The sequence below is a fragment of the Streptomyces sp. RLA123 genome, assembly GCF_056270165.1.
On record NZ_JBWDOR010000003.1, the window covers coordinates 4,231,072 to 4,247,424 of the forward strand.

The 16,353-nt window shown below is 75.0% G+C and carries 13 protein-coding genes and 1 riboswitch; of the genes, 8 read left to right on the forward strand and 5 right to left on the reverse strand.

The annotated features are described in order from the left end of the window. The first annotated feature begins 78 nt into the window (after positions 1 to 78). The 3 genes from RV983_RS19210 (at position 79) to RV983_RS19220 (ending at position 3,783) form a co-directional block, all read left to right on the forward strand. On the forward strand, positions 79 to 1,356 hold the full coding sequence (locus tag RV983_RS19210; RefSeq protein ID WP_475986992.1) for a hypothetical protein: 1,278 nt from the start codon (positions 79 to 81) through the stop codon (positions 1,354 to 1,356). Next, positions 1,353 to 3,167: an APC family permease gene (locus RV983_RS19215; RefSeq protein ID WP_475986993.1), complete on the forward strand. Its 1,815-nt coding sequence runs from the start codon at positions 1,353 to 1,355 to the stop codon at positions 3,165 to 3,167. The genes RV983_RS19210 and RV983_RS19215 overlap by 4 nt, the downstream gene beginning before the upstream one ends. Positions 3,168 to 3,399: 232 nt before the next feature. Beyond that, a complete protein-coding gene (locus RV983_RS19220) occupies positions 3,400 to 3,783 on the forward strand; it encodes a hypothetical protein (RefSeq protein WP_475986994.1) in 384 nt (127 codons plus the stop codon). A 205-nt stretch (positions 3,784 to 3,988) separates the two neighbouring features. On the opposite strand, the gene RV983_RS19225 is transcribed toward RV983_RS19220, so the two are convergent. After that, positions 3,989 to 4,933 carry a ribose-phosphate diphosphokinase gene (locus tag RV983_RS19225; protein ID WP_475986995.1) on the reverse strand — a complete coding sequence of 315 codons (945 nt, stop codon included), beginning with the start codon at positions 4,931 to 4,933 and terminating at the stop codon, positions 3,989 to 3,991. A gap of 175 nt (positions 4,934 to 5,108) precedes the next feature. Between RV983_RS19225 and cbiE the strand changes: the two genes are divergently transcribed. Together cbiE and cobM are read left to right on the forward strand one after the other, a co-directional pair. Next, on the forward strand, positions 5,109 to 6,347 hold the full coding sequence (gene cbiE / locus RV983_RS19230) for a precorrin-6y C5,15-methyltransferase (decarboxylating) subunit CbiE (RefSeq protein WP_475986996.1): 1,239 nt from the start codon (positions 5,109 to 5,111) through the stop codon (positions 6,345 to 6,347). Further along, the gene (gene cobM, locus RV983_RS19235; protein WP_475986997.1) at positions 6,344 to 7,123 is read left to right on the forward strand and encodes a precorrin-4 C(11)-methyltransferase; all 780 of its coding nucleotides are present in this window, start codon (positions 6,344 to 6,346) and stop codon (positions 7,121 to 7,123) included. Before cbiE ends, cobM begins: the two co-directional genes overlap by 4 nt. Here the strand turns inward: cobM and RV983_RS19240 are convergent. Continuing rightward, the gene (locus tag RV983_RS19240) at positions 7,105 to 7,515 is read right to left on the reverse strand and encodes a DUF3224 domain-containing protein (protein WP_475986998.1); all 411 of its coding nucleotides are present in this window, start codon (positions 7,513 to 7,515) and stop codon (positions 7,105 to 7,107) included. The two genes, cobM and RV983_RS19240, sit on opposite strands and share 19 nt — an antisense overlap. Before the next feature lie 109 nt (positions 7,516 to 7,624). On the opposite strand from RV983_RS19240, the gene RV983_RS19245 reads away from it, so the two are divergent. Then, positions 7,625 to 8,380: a cobalt-precorrin-6A reductase gene (locus RV983_RS19245; RefSeq protein WP_475986999.1), complete on the forward strand. Its 756-nt coding sequence runs from the start codon at positions 7,625 to 7,627 to the stop codon at positions 8,378 to 8,380. A gap of 15 nt (positions 8,381 to 8,395) precedes the next feature. On the opposite strand, the gene RV983_RS19250 is transcribed toward RV983_RS19245, so the two are convergent. From RV983_RS19250 to cobG, 3 genes are read right to left on the reverse strand one after another with little or no spacing between them, the layout of a single operon-like run. After that, positions 8,396 to 9,886 carry a precorrin-2 C(20)-methyltransferase gene (locus RV983_RS19250; protein ID WP_475987000.1) on the reverse strand — a complete coding sequence of 497 codons (1,491 nt, stop codon included), beginning with the start codon at positions 9,884 to 9,886 and terminating at the stop codon, positions 8,396 to 8,398. Beyond that, positions 9,883 to 10,515, reverse strand: coding sequence for a precorrin-8X methylmutase (locus RV983_RS19255; protein WP_475987001.1), 633 nt, complete (start codon positions 10,513 to 10,515; stop codon positions 9,883 to 9,885). Before RV983_RS19255 ends, RV983_RS19250 begins: the two co-directional genes overlap by 4 nt. After that, positions 10,512 to 11,852 carry a precorrin-3B synthase gene (gene cobG / locus RV983_RS19260; RefSeq protein ID WP_475987002.1) on the reverse strand — a complete coding sequence of 447 codons (1,341 nt, stop codon included), beginning with the start codon at positions 11,850 to 11,852 and terminating at the stop codon, positions 10,512 to 10,514. The genes RV983_RS19255 and cobG overlap by 4 nt, the downstream gene beginning before the upstream one ends. 60 nt (positions 11,853 to 11,912) lie before the next feature. Beyond that, positions 11,913 to 12,075: riboswitch (cobalamin riboswitch) on the forward strand. 30 nt (positions 12,076 to 12,105) lie between these two features. On the opposite strand from cobG, the gene cobN reads away from it, so the two are divergent. Both cobN and RV983_RS19270 read left to right on the forward strand, forming a co-directional pair. Continuing rightward, positions 12,106 to 15,708 carry a cobaltochelatase subunit CobN gene (gene cobN / locus RV983_RS19265; RefSeq protein ID WP_475987003.1) on the forward strand — a complete coding sequence of 1,201 codons (3,603 nt, stop codon included), beginning with the start codon at positions 12,106 to 12,108 and terminating at the stop codon, positions 15,706 to 15,708. Positions 15,709 to 15,787: 79 nt separating this feature from the next. Beyond that, positions 15,788 to 16,348, forward strand: coding sequence for a PaaI family thioesterase (locus tag RV983_RS19270; RefSeq protein WP_475987004.1), 561 nt, complete (start codon positions 15,788 to 15,790; stop codon positions 16,346 to 16,348). Positions 16,349 to 16,353: the final 5 nt, after the last annotated feature.

The window sequence follows — 16,353 nt, forward strand, 5'->3', positions numbered from 1 at the left end:
CTGACGCCTCATATGGCACATCATGGACAATACGGATTAAATGACCCTGTCGCATGGTCAGGGAGAGGCGGCGGTGACATGGCGGGCACAAGCCCCGAGGGTGGTGACCTCGCCGAGCTGCGCGCGCGGCTGGCGGCGCTGGAGGCGCGTGAGGCCCCGGCCGGCGGCCGCCGCCGGCACCATCCGGTCAGGGCCTTCTTCTCCGCACTGCTGATCGTCCTCGCCTGCGTCCTCGTGCCGCTCAGCGCGCTGGCCGTCTGGGTGAACTCCCAGATCGGCGACACCGACCGGTACGTGGCCACCGTGGCGCCGCTCGCCTCCGACCGCGACGTGCAGGACGCCGCCGCCACCCGCATCACCGGCGCCGTCATGCAGCACGTCGATCTCAAGTCCCTGCTGGACGAGGTCGCCCCCGCCGACCGCCCGGGGCTGGACGCCCTCCTGGGGCGGCTGTCAGGGCCGCTGACCAGCGGCCTGGAGAGCCTGGTGCACAGCACGGCGGAACGGGTCGTGCGCAGCGAGGCCTTCCGGAAGCTGTGGGTGGACGCCAACCGCCGCATCCACGCCACCGTCGACAAGGCGCTCACCGGCCAGGGCGGCGGCGCGGTGCGGCTCACCAACGACACCGTCGCCATCGACCTGGCCCCGGTCATCGACCAGGTCAAGCAGCGGCTGGTCGACGCCGGCCTCACGATCGCCGCGAAGATCCCGCAGATCCACACCGACTTCACCGTCGTCCGCTCGGAGAAGGTCGGGAAGATCAGGACCGCCTTCCGGCTGCTGCAACTCGTCGGCCTCTGGCTGCCGGTGCTCACGGTCCTCCTGGCCGCGGTGGGCGTGCTGCTCGCCGTGCGCCGCCGCCGGTCCCTGGTCGCCGCGGCGCTCGGCTTCGCCGGGGCCGCCTTGGTGCTCGGCCTGGCCCTGACCGTGTTCCGGACGGTCTATCTGGACGCGCTGCCCGCGAGCGTGTCCCAGCCCGCGGCCGCGACCGTCTACGACACGCTGATCCACTTCCTGCGCGGGACCGTCCGCGCGGTCGTCGTGCTCGGCGTCGTCGTGGCGCTCGGCGCGTGGCTCAGCGGCCCGGGTCGGTACGCCGTCCGGGTGCGCGGGGTGTGGGAGTCCGTGCTCGGCGCCGCGGGGGACGCCGCGGAGGGGGTGGGGATGCGGACCGGGCCCGTCGGCCCGTGGCTGGCCCGGCACAAGGTGCTGGTCGCCTGGATCGTCGTCGTGGCGGCGGGCCTCGTGCTCGCCTTCTGGTCGTACCCGACGGGCTGGGTGGTCGTCGGCCTGGCGCTGGCCGTCGTCCTCGTCCTCGCGGCGGTCGAGTTCCTGGCCCGTCCAATCCGGTCATGACCTTCGGACTGGCGCGCCGTCAGGTACGCCCCAAGGTCCCCCTGCTGCACGGCGAGGGCGACAAGTCGCGGCTGACCAGCCTCCAGGGGCTGGCGGCGCTGTCGCTGGACGCGCTCAGCTCGGTGGCGTACGGCCCGGAGTCCATCGTCGTCGTCCTCATCGCGGCCGGGACGGCGGCGCTGTCCGCGACGCTGCCGGTCATGCTGGTCATCGCCGCGCTGCTGGTCGTGCTGGTGATCTCCTACGGGCAGGTCATCGCCGTCCACCCGGACGGCGGCGGGTCCTACGCGGTGGCCAAGAAGGACCTCGGCAGGGGGGTCAGCCTGCTGGCGGCGGCCAGCCTGGTCGTGGACTACGTGCTCACCGTCGCCGTCAGCCTGGCGGCCGGCGCGGCCAGTCTCGCGTCCGCCTTCCCGTCCCTGACGCCGTATCTGCTGGAGATCTGCCTCGGCGGGCTCGGCCTGATCACCCTGGTCAACCTGCGAGGCGTCGCGGACAGCGCACGGGTGCTGATGCTGCCCGCGCTGCTGTTCGTCCTGAGCATCGGCGCGGTCGTGGTCGTGGGCCTGCTGCGCTCCCATCCGGCGGCGGTCGTCGGCACCGCGCAACCCGTGCGCGCCACCGAGGCGCTGAGCGTGCTGCTGCTCCTGAAGGCGTTCTCCTCCGGCTGCTCCGCCCTCACCGGTGTGGAGGCCATCGCCAACGCCGTGCCGGCCTTCCGGCCGCCCAAGGTCCGGCGCGCCCAGCGGACCGAGCTGATGCTCGGCGCGCTGCTGGCGCTGATGCTGATCGGGCTCGGCTTCCTGATCCGGCGCGACGAGGTCGCGCCGCGCGGCGGGGTGACGATCCTGGCGCAGCTCACCGCCGGTTCCTTAGGGGACGGCTGGCCCTACTACGCGACGAACCTGATCGTGACGTGCGTACTGGGCCTGGCCGCGAACACCAGCTTCGGCGGGCTGCCCGTACTGATGAGCCTGCTGGCCCGCGACGACCGGCTGCCGCACGTCTTCGGGCTGCGCGCCGAACGGCCGGTCTACCGCTACGGGGTGGTGGCCCTCGGGCTGGTGGCGGCGGTCCTGCTGATCGTCGTGGACGCCGACACCCAGCGGCTCATCCCGCTGTACGCGATCGGCGTGTTCATCGGCTTCACCGTCAGCCAGACCGGCCTGGTACGGCACTGGGCCGGGGCCCGGCCGCGCGGCTGGCTGCCCAGGGTGCTGCTCAACGGCCTGGGCGCGGTGCTGACCGCGCTCGCCGGGGTGATCCTGCTGACCAGCAAGTTCCTGGAGGGCGCCTGGGTGGTCGTCATCGCGGTGCCCCTGCTGATGCTGCTGTTCGCCCGCATCGAGCGGTACTACGCGCGGGTCGGCGAGGAGCTCAGGCCCGGGCAGATCCCCGATCCCCCGCGGCGCACCGACAGCCTGGTCATCGTGCCGCTGGGCGAGGTCAGCCGGCTGGCCCGGCACGCCCTGACCGCGGCCATGTCGCTCGGCGACGAGGTGGTGGTCGTCGCCGTGCACTGCGATCCGGACAAGAGCCGCCGTCTGCTGGAGGCTTGGGAGCAATGGCACCCCGGGGTGCGCCTGGACATCATCGAGAGTCCGCACCGCTCACTGGTCCAGCCGATCCTCGCCTACGTCAAACGCGCCGCCGTCGGCGGGCGGCAGGTCGCCGTGCTCATCCCCGAGGTCGAGCCCCGGCACCGCCGCTACCGCATCCTGCAGAACCAGCGCGGCATCCTGCTCGCCACCGTCCTGCGGGCCCGCACCGACGTGGTGGTCTGCCTGGTGCCGTACCGCCTCGACATCTGACCCGCGCCCCTTCGGGACGTTGCGCCTACCATCACCGCCGTGGCAACCGATGCGCACACCGGTGGCCGCGTGCTGGTCGCCGACGACGACGCCGCGATACGCAGGTCCCTGGCACGGGGTCTGCGGCTGGGCGGCTTCTCGTTGGCCCTGGCCGACGGTGGGCACGCCGCGCTCGGCGGCGTCCGCGAGGGCGCGCCGGACGTGGTCGCCCCGCGACCCGAAGGAAGACGTCATGCGACGCCGTACCATCGCCGTGGCCCTGGCCACCGTCGTCACCGTGCTGGGACTCGCCGCCCCGGCGGGCGCCGCCACCACCGCGCCGGCCCCGAAGGGCGACGGCGCCAAGGCCCTGTGCAAGCGCGCCGACCGGATCGACGCCCGCATCGAACGGGCACCGAAGCGGCTGGACGGGCCGGTGACGCGGCGCGGTCCGATCAAGCGTCTCCAGCAGCGGGTGGCGGCCGCCGAGGCGGCCGGCCACACGGAGATCGAGACCTACCTCAACGACCGGCTGACCTTCCGCACCTCCCTGGTGCCGACGCTTCAGCAGCGGCGCACGGACCTCGGCAAGGTCCAGGACTGGTGCGCCGACCACCACGACGGCGCCGCTTCGTGATCCGCCGCCGCGCCGCCGCGCCGCCGTCCTGGCCGTCACCGCCGCGGTCTGCGTCGCCCTGCTGACCGCCAGACACTGCCGCGCCCGCCTCGTCCGGCGGTCCCGCTCCGTCGCCCCGGTCCCCTCCGACCTCACCCGGACCGTGAACGACGCCGAGAGCGCGGCCTCCCGGGCGGACTCCGACATGGCACGCGGGGACGGCTGATCAGGCCGGATCGAACAGGGCGCTGACCGATTCGCCGTCGTGGATCCGGCGCACGGCCTCGGCCAGCGCCGGCGCCACGGACAGCACCGTCAGCTTCGCCGTGCGCTGTGCCTCGGGGACGGGCACGGTGTCGGTGCACACGATCTCCAGCACCTCCGGCTCGTCCGACAGGCGCTTGAGGGCGCCCGCTGCGAACAGGCCGTGCGTGCAGGCGACGCGAACCGAGCGGGCGCCCAGTTCCCGCAGCCGCTCCAGCAGTTCCAGGACGGTGCTGCCCTTGGCGATCTCGTCGTCCAGGACGATGACGTCCCGCCCGGCGACCTCGCCGATCACGGAACTGATGCTCACCCGGTCGTCGGCGAAGCGCTGCTTGGCCCCGGCAGCGACCGGCACCCCCAGCATCCGGGCGAAGGCGGCGGCCTCCTTGGCGTTCCCCAGGTCCGGGGAGACGACCGTGGCGCGGGACAGGTCGTGACCGCGGAAATGCGCGGCCAGCTCGCGCAGCGCGTGCAAGTGGTCGACCGGCACGCTGAAGAAGCCGTGCACCTGAGGGGAGTGCAGAGTCATGGTGAGCACGCGGCTCGCGCCCGCCGCGACCAGCAGATCGGCGACCAGACGCCCCCCGATGGAGATGCGGGGGGCGTCCTTCTTGTCGGACCGCGCGTAGGCGTAGTGCGGCATGACCACGGTGATCCGGGCCGCCGACGCGCCGCGCGCGGCGTCGCACATCAACAGCAGCTCCACCAGGTGCTCCTGGACGGGCGCCACCAGCGGCTGGATCAGGAAGACGTCCCGCTCACGGCAGTTGGCCTGCAACTGCACCTCCAGGCAGTCGTTGGCGAACCGGCTGACCCGCGTCGGGCTGAGTTTCACCCCCAGGTGGGCACAGAGCTCGGCCGCGAGGTGGGGATGGGCACTGCCGCTGAAAACCGCGATGTCGCGCACGCTGCGCATCCTACGGGCGGCCCCCGCGGAGACGGTGCCCTACGGCGCCCTTCGGCGCCCCGCCAGGGGGAACGTCAGAGGGGGAGAAGCCCCGGCCCGGGGGGTAGCGGGGGATTCGCGTAGGCTGCGGCTGCTGTGCCCGACCGAATACGCCGACTTGCGAGGTGCCCCGTAGATGGACGACGCGTCCGCCCGTGTGGCCGTCGTCGGGGTCGGAGCGGACGGCTGGGGCGGGCTGCCCGCCGATGCGCGGGCGGCGCTCGCCGCGGCCGAGGTCGTGATCGGCGGACCGCGCCAACTCGGCCTGCTGCCTGAGGAGGTCGCGGGCGAGCGGGTCGCGTGGCCGTCGCCGCTGCGGCCGGCCGTGCAGGGGCTGACGGCCGCGTACGCGGGACGCCGGATCGCGGTGCTGGCCAGCGGCGATCCCATGTTCTACGGGATCGGGCGGACGCTCACCGAGGTGCTGGGCGCGGGGCGGCTCGATGTGCTGCCGCATCCCTCGTCGGTGGCGTACGCGTGCGCCCGGCTCGGCTGGGCGGTGGAGGACACCGAGGTCGTGAGCCTGGTGGGCCGCCCGCTGGCGGCGCTGGCGGCTGCCCTGTACGACGGGCGTCGCGTGCTGGCGCTCAGCGCGGGCGCCGGGACGCCCGCCGAGGTCGCGGGGCTGCTGCGGGAACGCGGCTTCGCCGCCAGCCGGATGCGGGTGCTGGAGCAGCTGGGCTCGGACCGCGAACGCGTCCTGGAGGGCACCGCAGGCCGGTGGCCGCACGCCCCCGGCGATCCGCTGAACGTCGTCGCCGTGGAGTGCGTGTCCGATTCCGGCACGCGCAGGCTCGGTCTGGTCCCCGGCCTGCCGGACGACGCGTACGAGCACGACGGTCAGTTGACGAAGCGTCACATAAGGGCCGCCACCCTCGCCGCGCTCGCGCCCGCCCCCGGCGAGCTGCTCTGGGACGTCGGAGGCGGCTCGGGCTCGATCGCCGTCGAATGGATGCGGGCCCACCGCTCGTGCCGGGCGGTCACGGTGGAGCGTGACGCCGTCCGCGCGGAGCGCATCACCCGTAACGCCGACGCGCTCGGCGTGCCCGCGCTGCGGGTGGTGACCGGCCGCGCGCCGGAGGCACTGGCCGGACTGCCCGCCCCCGACGCGGTGTTCGTCGGCGGCGGACTCACCGCCCCCGGTCTGCTGGACGCCTGCTGGGCGGCCCTGCGCCCGGGCGGCCGGCTGGTCGCCAACACCGTCACGCTGGAGTCCGAGGCCCTGCTCGCGCGGTGGTACGCCCGGTACGGCGGCGACCTCGTCCGCCTCGCCGTCGCCCACGCCGTGCCGGTCGGCGGCTTCACGGGCTGGCGGCAGGCCATGCCCGTCACCCAGTGGTCCGCCGTCAAGCCCGCAGGGGAGCAGAAACCATGACCGTCCACTTCATCGGCGCCGGGCCGGGCGCCGCCGACCTGATCACCCTGCGCGGGCTGCGTGTGCTGGCCCGCAGCGAGGTGTGCCTGTACGCCGGCAGCCTCGTGCCGCCCGAACTGCTCGCCGACTGCCCGCCGGACGCCCGGCTGGTGGACACCGCGCAGCTCACCCTCGACCAGATCACCGAGGAGTTCGTCCGCGCCCACGAGCAGGGCCACGACGTCGCCCGCCTGCACTCCGGTGACCCGTCGGTGTTCAGCGCCGTCGCCGAGCAGATGCGCCGCCTGGACGCGGCCGGCATCCCGTACGAGGTCGTCCCCGGCGTCCCCGCGTTCGCGGCGGCCGCCGCCGCGCTCAAGCGGGAGCTGACGGTGCCGACCGTCGGCCAGACGGTGATCCTCACGCGGATCGCGCAGCAGGCCACACCCATGCCGGAGGGCGAGGACCTGGCGACGCTCGGCCGCGGTGGCGCGCTGATCGTGCTGCACCTGGCCGCCCGCCACGTCGACCGGGTGGTCGCCGAGCTCACCCCGAACTACGGCGCCGACTGCCCGGCGGCGGTCGTGGCGATGGCCTCGCGCCCCGACGAGCTGGTGCTGCGCGGGACGCTGGGCGACATCGCGGAGCGGGTGAAGGAGGCGGGCGTGGTCCGCACGGCCGTGATCATCGTCGGGCGCACCCTGGGCGCGGAGCAGTTCCGCGACAGCCACCTGTACTCGGCGGAGCGCGTCCACCGCCACGCGGCAAACTGCGCGGCTCAGCCGCCGAGTTCGTAGTCGAACCGGATGCGGTGCGTGCCGTCCGTGTCGACGGCCAGCCCGCCGGTGCCGGTGATCCCGGCCAGCGCGCCGGTGCCGCTGCCCGGCACGACGGTGAAGAACTCCGCCGTGCGGTCCTCGCCCGACGTGGTCGCCGAGTGCGCGAAGTTGAAGGTGCCCTCGCGGCCGTTCAGCGCGCCCTCGAAGGACTCCATCGCGACGTACGTGCCGACGCCGGTGGCCTGGTCGTAGGCGGCGGTGAACAGGGTCGCCGAGCGCCCGGCGACCTCGCCCTCGAAGGCCTTCTCGATGGTGGCGACGCCGACCGGCGTCCCGGTCGTGACGGCCGGCTCGGGCACGAGTGCGGCCGGCACGAAGCTCTTCACAGTGAACGTTCCCTCGGCTCTCATGGCCCGAGCCTAGAGGCCGGCACGGACAGGCCGCCCGGGATCCGGGCGGGGGGCCGCCCGCCGCGGCCGGGCGTCACGGCCCGTTGGGCGCTCCCCGTACAGTGCGCCCGTGACCGGCAAGCAAGCGCACGTCCTGATCCTCGGCGGCACCACGGAGGGCCGCCGCCTCGCGGAGGCGCTGGCCTGCGACCCGGCGGCCTGGCGGGTGACCAGTTCGCTCGCGGGCCGGGTGGCCGCACCCCGGCTGCCGCCGGGGGAGGTGCGGACGGGGGGCTTCGGCGGCACCGAGGGGCTGGTGCGGTGGCTGCGGGAGCACGCCGTCGACGTGGTGGTCGATGCCACCCACCCGTTCGCCGGCACGATGAGCGCCCACGCCGCCGCGGCCGCCTCGGCGACCGGGGTGCCCCTGCTGGGCCTGCGCCGACCCGGCTGGGTCGCCGCTCCCGGCGACCGCTGGCACCCGGTGGACTCCCCCGCGGAGGCCGCCGCCCTGCTGCCCGCGCTCGGCGGGCGGGTGTTCCTGACCACGGGCCGCACGGGCCTGGCGGCCTTCGCGGGGGACGCCGGCCGCTGGTTCCTGGTGCGGTCCGTGGACGCCCCCGAGCCGCCGTACCCGCCGCGCATGGAAGTCGTCCTGGACCGCGGCCCGTTCACCCACGAAGGGGAGCGGGCGCTCATGACCCGCCACCGCGTCGACGTCCTGGTCACCAAGGACAGCGGCGGCGCGGCGACGGCCCCGAAGCTCGCCGTCGCCCGCGAACTCGGCCTGCCCGTGGTGATCGTGCGCCGTCCGCCCGCCCCGCCGGGCGTCGCGGCCGTCCCGGATGTGGCGGGCGCTGTGGAGTGGCTGCGCGGCGGGGCGTGAGGCGGTGCGGGGGCGTCAGGCCGGGTACCGGCGCGGCGTCCACACCACCGTCGTGCCGTCGCCGCGCCGAACCGCGCGGGTCTGCGAGGAGCCGACGAGCAGAACGCAGCGCATGTCCACGGCCGCCGGGTCCAGGTCCTCCAGCGTGGTGATCCGCACCGCCTGCTCCGGGCCGCCGACGTCGCGCGCGACGACCACCGGGGTGCCGGGCGCGCGGCCCTCCCGCAGCACCTTCAGCGCCTGCTCCAGCTGTTCCCGGCGGCTGCGGGACGCCGGGTTGTAGAGCGCGAGCACCAGATCGGCGGCGGTCGTGGCGCGCAGCCGCTCCTCGATCACCGTCCAGGGCTTGAGCCGGTCGGACAGCGACACCACCGCGTAGTCGTGCCCCAGGGGCGCGCCCGCGAGCGCCGCCGCCGACTGCGCGGCGGTGATGCCGGGCACCACCCGCACCCGCACGTCGAGGTAGGGCTCGGCGGAGGCGGCCTCCAGCACGGCCGTCGCCATCGCGAAGACGCCGGGATCGCCGGACGACACGACGGCCACCCGCCGTCCGCGCCGCGCGAGATCGAGGGCGAACTCGGCGCGTTCGGCCTCGACGCGGTTGTCGGAGGCGTGCCGGAGCTGCCCGGGACGGACCGGGACGCGGTCCAGGTACGTGGTGTAGCCGACGAGTTCGTCCGCCTCGGCGAGCGCGGCGCGCGCCTCGGCCGTCAGCCACATCGGGCCGGCCGGCCCGAGGCCGACGACCACGACCTCGCCCTCCGCCTGACGCGGGGCCGGGCGCTCGCCGATCCGGCTGGGCAGCACCGCGACGGCGAAGTACGGCACCGAGTCCGGGTCGACGTCGGCCAGCATCGCCAGGCGCTCGGCGTCCATCGTGGCCCGCTCGACGTAGTGCGCGTCGGCCAGCCGCCCGGCCGTTTCCAGCGCGCGGCGCACGGCGGGGAAGGTGCGCCCGAGCTTCATCACGGCCGCCGCGTCGGTGGCCGCGAGCCGTGCGGCGAGTTCTTCCTCCGGCAGGGTGCCGGGCAGGATCGTCAGCACCTCGTCGCCCTCCACCAGCGGCCGCCCGATGCGCGCGGCGGCCGCGCTGACGGAGGTGACGCCGGGGATCACCTCGGCCGGGTAGCGGTCGGCGAGCCGCTTGTGCATGTGCATGTACGAGCCGTAGAAGAGCGGGTCGCCCTCGGCGAGCACGGCGACCGTGCGGCCCGCGTCGAGGTGCGCGGCGAGCAGTTCGGCGGACTCCGCGTAGAAGTCGTCAAGGGCGCCGCGGTAGCCGCCGGGGTGGTCGGTGGTCTCCGTCGTCACGGGGTACATCAGCCGCTCCTCGATCTGCTCGGGGCGGATGTGCGCCGCGGCGATCGAGCGGGCGATGCTGCGGCCGTGCCGGGCGCAGTGGTACGCGATCACGTCGGCGGAGCGGATGACGTCCACGGCGCGCACGGTCATCAGGGAGGGGTCGCCGGGGCCGAGGCCCACTCCGTACAGACGGCCGGTGGTCATATGATCTCGTCCTCCGTGGCAAGGGCGTTGAGGGCGGCGGCCGCGAGCGCGCTGCCGCCGCGCCGGCCGCGCACGATCAGGTACTCCAGGCCGGCGGGGTGGGCGGCCAGGGCGTCCTTGGACTCGGCCGCGCCGACGAATCCGACCGGCACGCCGATGACGGCCGCGGGCCGGGGGCCGCCCGCCTCGACCATCTCCAGCAGCCGGAAGAGCGAGGTGGGGGCGTTGCCGACGGCGACGACGGCGCCTTCCAGGCGGTCCCGCCACAGTTCCATCGCGGCGGCGCTGCGGGTGGTGCCGAGTTCGGCGGCGAGCGAGGGCACGGCGGGATCGGAGAGGGTGCAGACCACGTCGTTGTCCGCGGGCAGCCGCTTGCGGGTGACGCCGCTGGCGACCATCTGCACATCGCAGAGGATCGGTGCCCCGGCGCGCAGCGCGGCGCGCGCGTCCGCGACCACGGACGGGCTGAACGCCAGGTCGCGGACGAGGTCGGTCATGCCGCACGCGTGGATCATGCGGACGGCGACCTGCGCGACGTCCGGCGGCAGGGCGTCGAGTTCCGCCTCGGCGCGGATGATGGCGAACGACCGGCGGTAGATCTCCGCGCCGTCCTTCTCGTACTCGGTCACGTCGTGGTCCTCGGTGGTGGTGGAGTCGTACGGCGGGCGGCGGCGACGGCGGCGGGCAGGTCCAGGGCGGAGGTGCTCGCGGAGGTGTCGCCCACGGTGACGCGGTAGCGGTCGGCGGCGGTGGCCACGACGTCGGCCCGGGCGCCGTCCGGGTGGCCGCAGCGGCGTGCGCAGCCGGAGAAGTGGACGGGCAGCAGGGGCAGTCCGGGACCTGCGGCCCCGGCGCGCACCGCGGCCACGGCGTCCGCCCGTACGTCCGCGAGGGACTTGGCGCAGCCGGGCTGTCCGGCGCACGCGGTCACGCCGCGCCACGGAGAGTCCTCGCCGGTCAGGAAGCCCGCCCCGGCCAGGCGTTCCAGCACCTCGGGTGCTCCGGCCGACGCTGCGCCCGGCACGACCACGCCGCGCCACGGCGTCACCCGCAGCTGCCCGAGGGCCGCGTCGGCGACCTCCGCAAGGACCCGCCACGCCTCGGCGGTCGCCCGCCCCAGCCGTACCCCGGCCGACAGCACCCACGTGCCGCCGCCGGGCTGGGGGACGGCTCCGAGCGCGGGGCCCGCCCGGTGCCCGCCTGGGGGTCCGGCCGGTCCGCTCCGGAGCGGGAGGTCGTCCGCGCCGGGCAGGAGCCCCGCGGTGCGGGCGCCCGTGGGGTCGACGTCGGCGAGGCGCCAGGCGCGGGTGGGGTGTCCGGCGGCAAGGGTGAGGAAGGCCTCGGCGGCGCGCAGCGCCCAGCGGGGTGCGTCGGCGGCGGGCACGTGGGCGACGGGTGTGCCTGCGAGGCGGAGTTCGGCGGTGGCGCGGCCGGGCCGTGCGATCACCGTCACATCGGCGCCCAGTGCGGCGACATCGCCGCGGCCGTCGTCGAAGGCGAAGAGAAATCGCCCCGACAGCCCGGCCGCCGCGGGACTCGCGCACAGCAGGGCGTCCAACTCCGCCACCCAGGCCGCCACATCGGCGTACCCGTTGCCGTCGAGGCCGCCGAGGGGAGAGGCGATGACATTGCGGGCCCGTTCGTGGGCGTACGAGGGGAGCAGTCCCGCGGCGGCCAGTCGTGTGGCGAGGGCGGTCGCCGCGCCGGGTGCGCGCAGGCCGCGCAGTTGCAGATTGCCCCGGGAGGTGAGGTCGAGACGGCCGTCGCCGAGGTCGTCGGCGGCGTCGGCCAGCACATTTGCCTGATGGGACGTCAACAAACCGCCGGGTATGCGGATCCGGGCCAGCGGACCGTCGTCGGCGGCGTGCAGCCGCAGTGCCCCGGGGCACGCGTCCCCGCGGGCGGCGGGCCCCGCCGCGGGCACGGCGAAGGCGCCGTTCACGGGGGATTCCGGGGCGGTGGGCATGGCCGCGAGCATACCCGCGGGCACCTGGGAGGTGTACGGCCCATGCAACGTCACCAGCCCTTACTATGCGAGTGGGACGGCTTTCGGGTCGCGCCCACGCCATCGACGGCGCCAGGGGAGGAAACCGGTGCGATTCCGGTGCGGTCCCGCCACTGTCATCGCGGCCCACGGGTAATGCCGGGCCGCGGGAGCCAGGAACTCCCGCCGTCATCCACCGGCCCGGGGCGCGGACCCCGAGGAAGGCACGCCCGACGTGATCCTGCTGCTCTCGACGTCCGACACCGATCTGCTCAGCGCCCGTGCGGCGGACGGGCCGGTCCCCTACCGGCTCGCCAACCCGGCACGACTCACGGCGGGGGAACTGCCCGCGCTCCTCGACGGCACCGACCTGGTCGTCGTCCGCCTGCTCGGCGGCCGCCGGGCCTGGGAGGAGGGACTGGATGCGCTGCTCGCCGGCCCGCGCCCCGTGGTCGTGCTCACCGGTGAACAGGCCCCGGACGCGCAGCTCATGGAGCTGTCCACGGTGCCGGTCGGCACCGCCGCCGAGGCCCACGCCTACCTGGCGCACGGCGGCCCCGCCAACCTCGCCCAGCTGGCCCGCTTCCTCTCCGACACCGTGCTGCTGTCCGGTCACGGCTTCGAGCCCCCGGCCTCCGCCCCGTCCTGGGGCCGCCTGGAGCGCTCCGCGGCCGCCACCGAGGGCCCGCTGGTCGCCGTCCTCTACTACCGGGCCCACCACATGAGCGGCAACACCGCCTTCGTGGAGGCGCTTTGCGTGGCGATCGAGGAGGCCGGGGGCCGTGCGCTGCCCCTGTACGTCGCCTCGCTGCGGGCACCCGAGCCGGAACTGCTCTCCGCGCTGACCGGTGTGGACGCGATCGTCACCACCGTGCTGGCCGCGGGCGGAACCCGCCCCGCGGAAGCGTCCGCCGGCGGCGACGAGGAGGCGTGGGACGCGGGCGCGCTGACCTCGCTCGACGTGCCGGTGCTCCAGGCGCTGTGCCTGACCTCCTCGCGGGCTGTGTGGGAGGGGAGCGACGAGGGGCTGTCCCCGATGGACGCCGCGACGCAGGTCGCCGTCCCCGAGTTCGACGGCCGGCTGATCACCGTCCCGTTCTCCTTCAAGGAGGTCGACGAGGACGGCCTGCCGGTCTACACGCCCGACCCCGAGCGCGCCGCCCGCGTCGCCGGGATCGCCGTGCGTCACGCGCGGCTGCGGCACATACCGCCCGCGGAGCGCCGCCTCGCGCTGGTGCTGTCCGCGTACCCGACCAAGCACTCCCGTATCGGCAACGCGGTGGGACTGGACACCCCGGCCAGCGCGGTGGCGCTGCTGCGCCGGCTGCGCGAGGAGGGCTACGACTTCGGGCCCGCGGAGGAGATCCCCGGGCTGTCCTCGGGCGACGGTGACGAGCTGATCCGCGCGCTGATCGAGGCGGGCGGCCACGACCAGGACTGGCTGACCGAGGAGCAGTTGGCCCGCAACCCGGTGCGCGTCCCGGCCGCCGACTACCGCCGCTGGTTCGCCGCGCTCCCGGCGGAGCTGCGCGACGCGGTCACCGGGCACTGGGGTCCGCCGCCCGGCTCGATGTTCGTGGACACCAGCCGCGACCCGGAGGGCGACATCGTGCTGGCCGCGCTGCGCCGCGGCAATCTGCTGATCGTCATCCAGCCGCCGCGCGGCTTCGGCGAGAACCCGATCGCGATCTACCACGACCCCGATCTGCCGCCCTCCCACCACTACCTGGCCGCCTACCGCTGGATCGCCAGTGCACAGGCCGAGGGCGGCTTCGGCGCCGACGCGATGATCCACCTGGGCAAGCACGGCAACCTGGAGTGGCTGCCCGGCAAGAACGCGGCCCTGTCCGCCGCCTGCGGCCCCGACGCGGCCCTCGGCGACCTGCCGCTGATCTACCCGTTCCTCGTCAACGACCCCGGTGAGGGAACCCAGGCCAAGCGCCGCGCCCACGCCACCCTCGTCGACCACTTGGTGCCGCCGATGGCCCGCGCCGACTCCTACGGCGACATCGCGCGTCTGGAGCAGCTGCTCGACGAGCACGCCGCGATCGCCGCCATGGACCCGGCCAAGCTGCCCGCCGTGCGCGCCCAGATCTGGACGCTCATCCAGGCGGCCAGGCTCGACCACGACCTGGGCCTGGAGGACCGGCCGCACGACGCCGAGTTCGACGACTTCCTGCTGCACGTCGACGGCTGGCTCTGCGAGATCAAGGACGCCCAGATCCGCGACGGCCTGCATGTGCTCGGCCAGGCGCCCGCCGGCGCCGCGCGGGTCAACCTGGTGCTGGCGATCCTGCGCGCCCGGCAGATCTGGGGCGGCACCGCCGCCCTGCCCGGACTGCGCGAGGCCCTGGGCCTGGACGAGTCGGCGGCCACCCGCACGACCGCCGACGCGGCCGAGGAGCAGGCCCGCGCGCTGGTACAGGCGATGGAGGACGCCGCCTGGGCCCCGGAGGCGGTCGCCGAGGTCGCCAAGGGCCTGTCCGAGGAGGTCGCGCGGGTGCTGGACTTCGCGGCCCGGCAGGTCGTGCCGCGGCTGGCCCGTACGACGGACGAGATCGACGCCGTCGTGCACGCCCTGGACGGCGGCTTCGTGCCGGCCGGCCCCTCGGGATCCCCGCTGCGCGGCCTGGTCAACGTCCTGCCGACCGGCCGCAACTTCTACTCCGTCGACCCCAAGGCAGTGCCCAGCCGGCTCGCCTGGGATACCGGGCAGGCGCTGGCGGACTCGCTGCTGGCCCGCTACCGCGAGGACAACGACGGCACCTGGCCGCAGTCGGTGGGCCTGTCGCTGTGGGGGACCAGTGCGATGCGCACCGCGGGCGACGACATCGCCGAGGCGCTGGCGCTGCTCGGCGTACGCCCGGTGTGGGACGACGCGTCGCGCCGCGTGACCGGCGTGGAGGCCGTCCCGGCGCAGGAGCTGGGCCGCCCGCGTGTCGACGTCACCCTGCGCATCAGCGGCTTCTTCCGCGACGCCTTCCCCCATGTGGTGGGCTTGCTGGACGACGCCGTGCGCCTGGTCGCGGGCCTTGAGGAGCCGGGCGAGGCCAACTTCGTCCGCGCGCACACCCGCGCCGACCTCGCCGCCCACGGCGACGAACGGCGTGCCACCACCCGGATCTTCGGCTCCCGTCCCGGCACCTACGGCGCGGGCCTGCTCCAGCTCATCGACAGCCGTGACTGGCGCAGCGACGCCGACCTCGCCGAGGTCTACACGGTCTGGGGCGGCTACGCGTACGGCCGCGGTCTCGACGGCCGCCCGGCGCGGGAGGAGATGGAGACCGCCTACCGGCGGATCGCGGTGGCCGCGAAGAACACCGACACCCGCGAGCACGACATCGCCGACTCCGACGACTACTACCAGTACCACGGCGGCATGGTCGCCACCGTCCGTGCGCTGACCGGGCGTTCACCCGAGGCGTACATCGGCGACTCCACCCGCCCCGAGACCGTCCGCACCCGCTCCCTGGTCGAGGAGACCTCCCGGGTGTTCCGCGCCCGGGTCGTCAATCCCCGCTGGATCGAGGCGATGCGGCGGCACGGCTACAAGGGCGCCTTCGAACTGGCCGCGACCGTCGACTACCTCTTCGGCTACGACGCGACCACCGGTGTCGTCGCCGACTGGATGTACGACAAGCTGGCCCGCACCTACGTCATGGACCCGGAGAACCGGGCCTTCCTCCAGGAGGCCAACCCGTGGGCCCTGCACGGCATGGCCGAACGGCTGCTGGAGGCCGAGTCCCGGGGGATGTGGGCGGAGCCCGACCCGGAGGTCGTCGCGGCCCTGCGCGAGGCGTTCCTGGAGACCGAGGGCGACCTGGAGGGCGGCGAGTGAGGGGCGCGCACGCCGGCTTGTGAGGCGCCGGACGACTGGGTGTCACTCCCCCGTCGGACGGCGCTGGCACGCTGACGTTATGGACGCCACCGCGCTCGCACGCGCGCTGCCGGAACCCGTGCCGGCCAACCGGACCGCGGGGATCGAGGTGGTCCGCGCCGAGGACGGCGCCGCGGAAGGGGCGCTGGAGACGCCGGACGCGCTGCGGAACGCCACCGGGAGCCTGCACGCGAGCGGCCTCGTCGCGCTCATCGACGCGGCCGGATCGGCCGCGCTCGTCGCGGCCTGCGAGGAGCCCGCGCAGTTCGGGGGCGTCGTGCCGCTGGGTGCGGCGGCCACGATGGAGTTCCTGGCCCCGGCCCGGGGACGGCTCGTCGCGTCGTGCGTGCTCGGCGCGGCCGAACGCGCCGTGCTGCGGCCCCTGCTGGCGGGGGAGAGCGACCGCGTGCGGATCGCCACGGTCGCCGAGGTCCGGGACGCGGCGGGCGAGGTGGTGTGCCGGGGCGGCTTCGACTGGAGTGTGCGCCGGCTGCCCGGCCGGCGCCAAGGACGGCTCCCGTCCCCGCCGGAAACGCGGGACGAACATCTGACGGCAGGACAGGTAAAGCGTCACCGGCGTCCGTTCGCCCTCGTACGGTGACCGGA

Coding starts and splice junctions, on each gene's coding strand:
- RV983_RS19210 (WP_475986992.1), top strand. CDS start 79: ATGGCGGGCACAAGCCCCGAGGGTGGTGACCTCGCCGAGCTGCGCGCG.
- RV983_RS19215 (WP_475986993.1), top strand. CDS start 1,353: ATGACCTTCGGACTGGCGCGCCGTCAGGTACGCCCCAAGGTCCCCCTG.
- RV983_RS19220 (WP_475986994.1), top strand. CDS start 3,400: ATGCGACGCCGTACCATCGCCGTGGCCCTGGCCACCGTCGTCACCGTG.
- cbiE (WP_475986996.1), top strand. CDS start 5,109: ATGGACGACGCGTCCGCCCGTGTGGCCGTCGTCGGGGTCGGAGCGGAC.
- cobM (WP_475986997.1), top strand. CDS start 6,344: ATGACCGTCCACTTCATCGGCGCCGGGCCGGGCGCCGCCGACCTGATC.
- RV983_RS19240 (WP_475986998.1), bottom strand. CDS start 7,515: ATGAGAGCCGAGGGAACGTTCACTGTGAAGAGCTTCGTGCCGGCCGCA.
- RV983_RS19250 (WP_475987000.1), bottom strand. CDS start 9,886: ATGACCACCGGCCGTCTGTACGGAGTGGGCCTCGGCCCCGGCGACCCC.
- cobG (WP_475987002.1), bottom strand. CDS start 11,852: ATGCCCACCGCCCCGGAATCCCCCGTGAACGGCGCCTTCGCCGTGCCC.
- RV983_RS19270 (WP_475987004.1), top strand. CDS start 15,788: ATGGACGCCACCGCGCTCGCACGCGCGCTGCCGGAACCCGTGCCGGCC.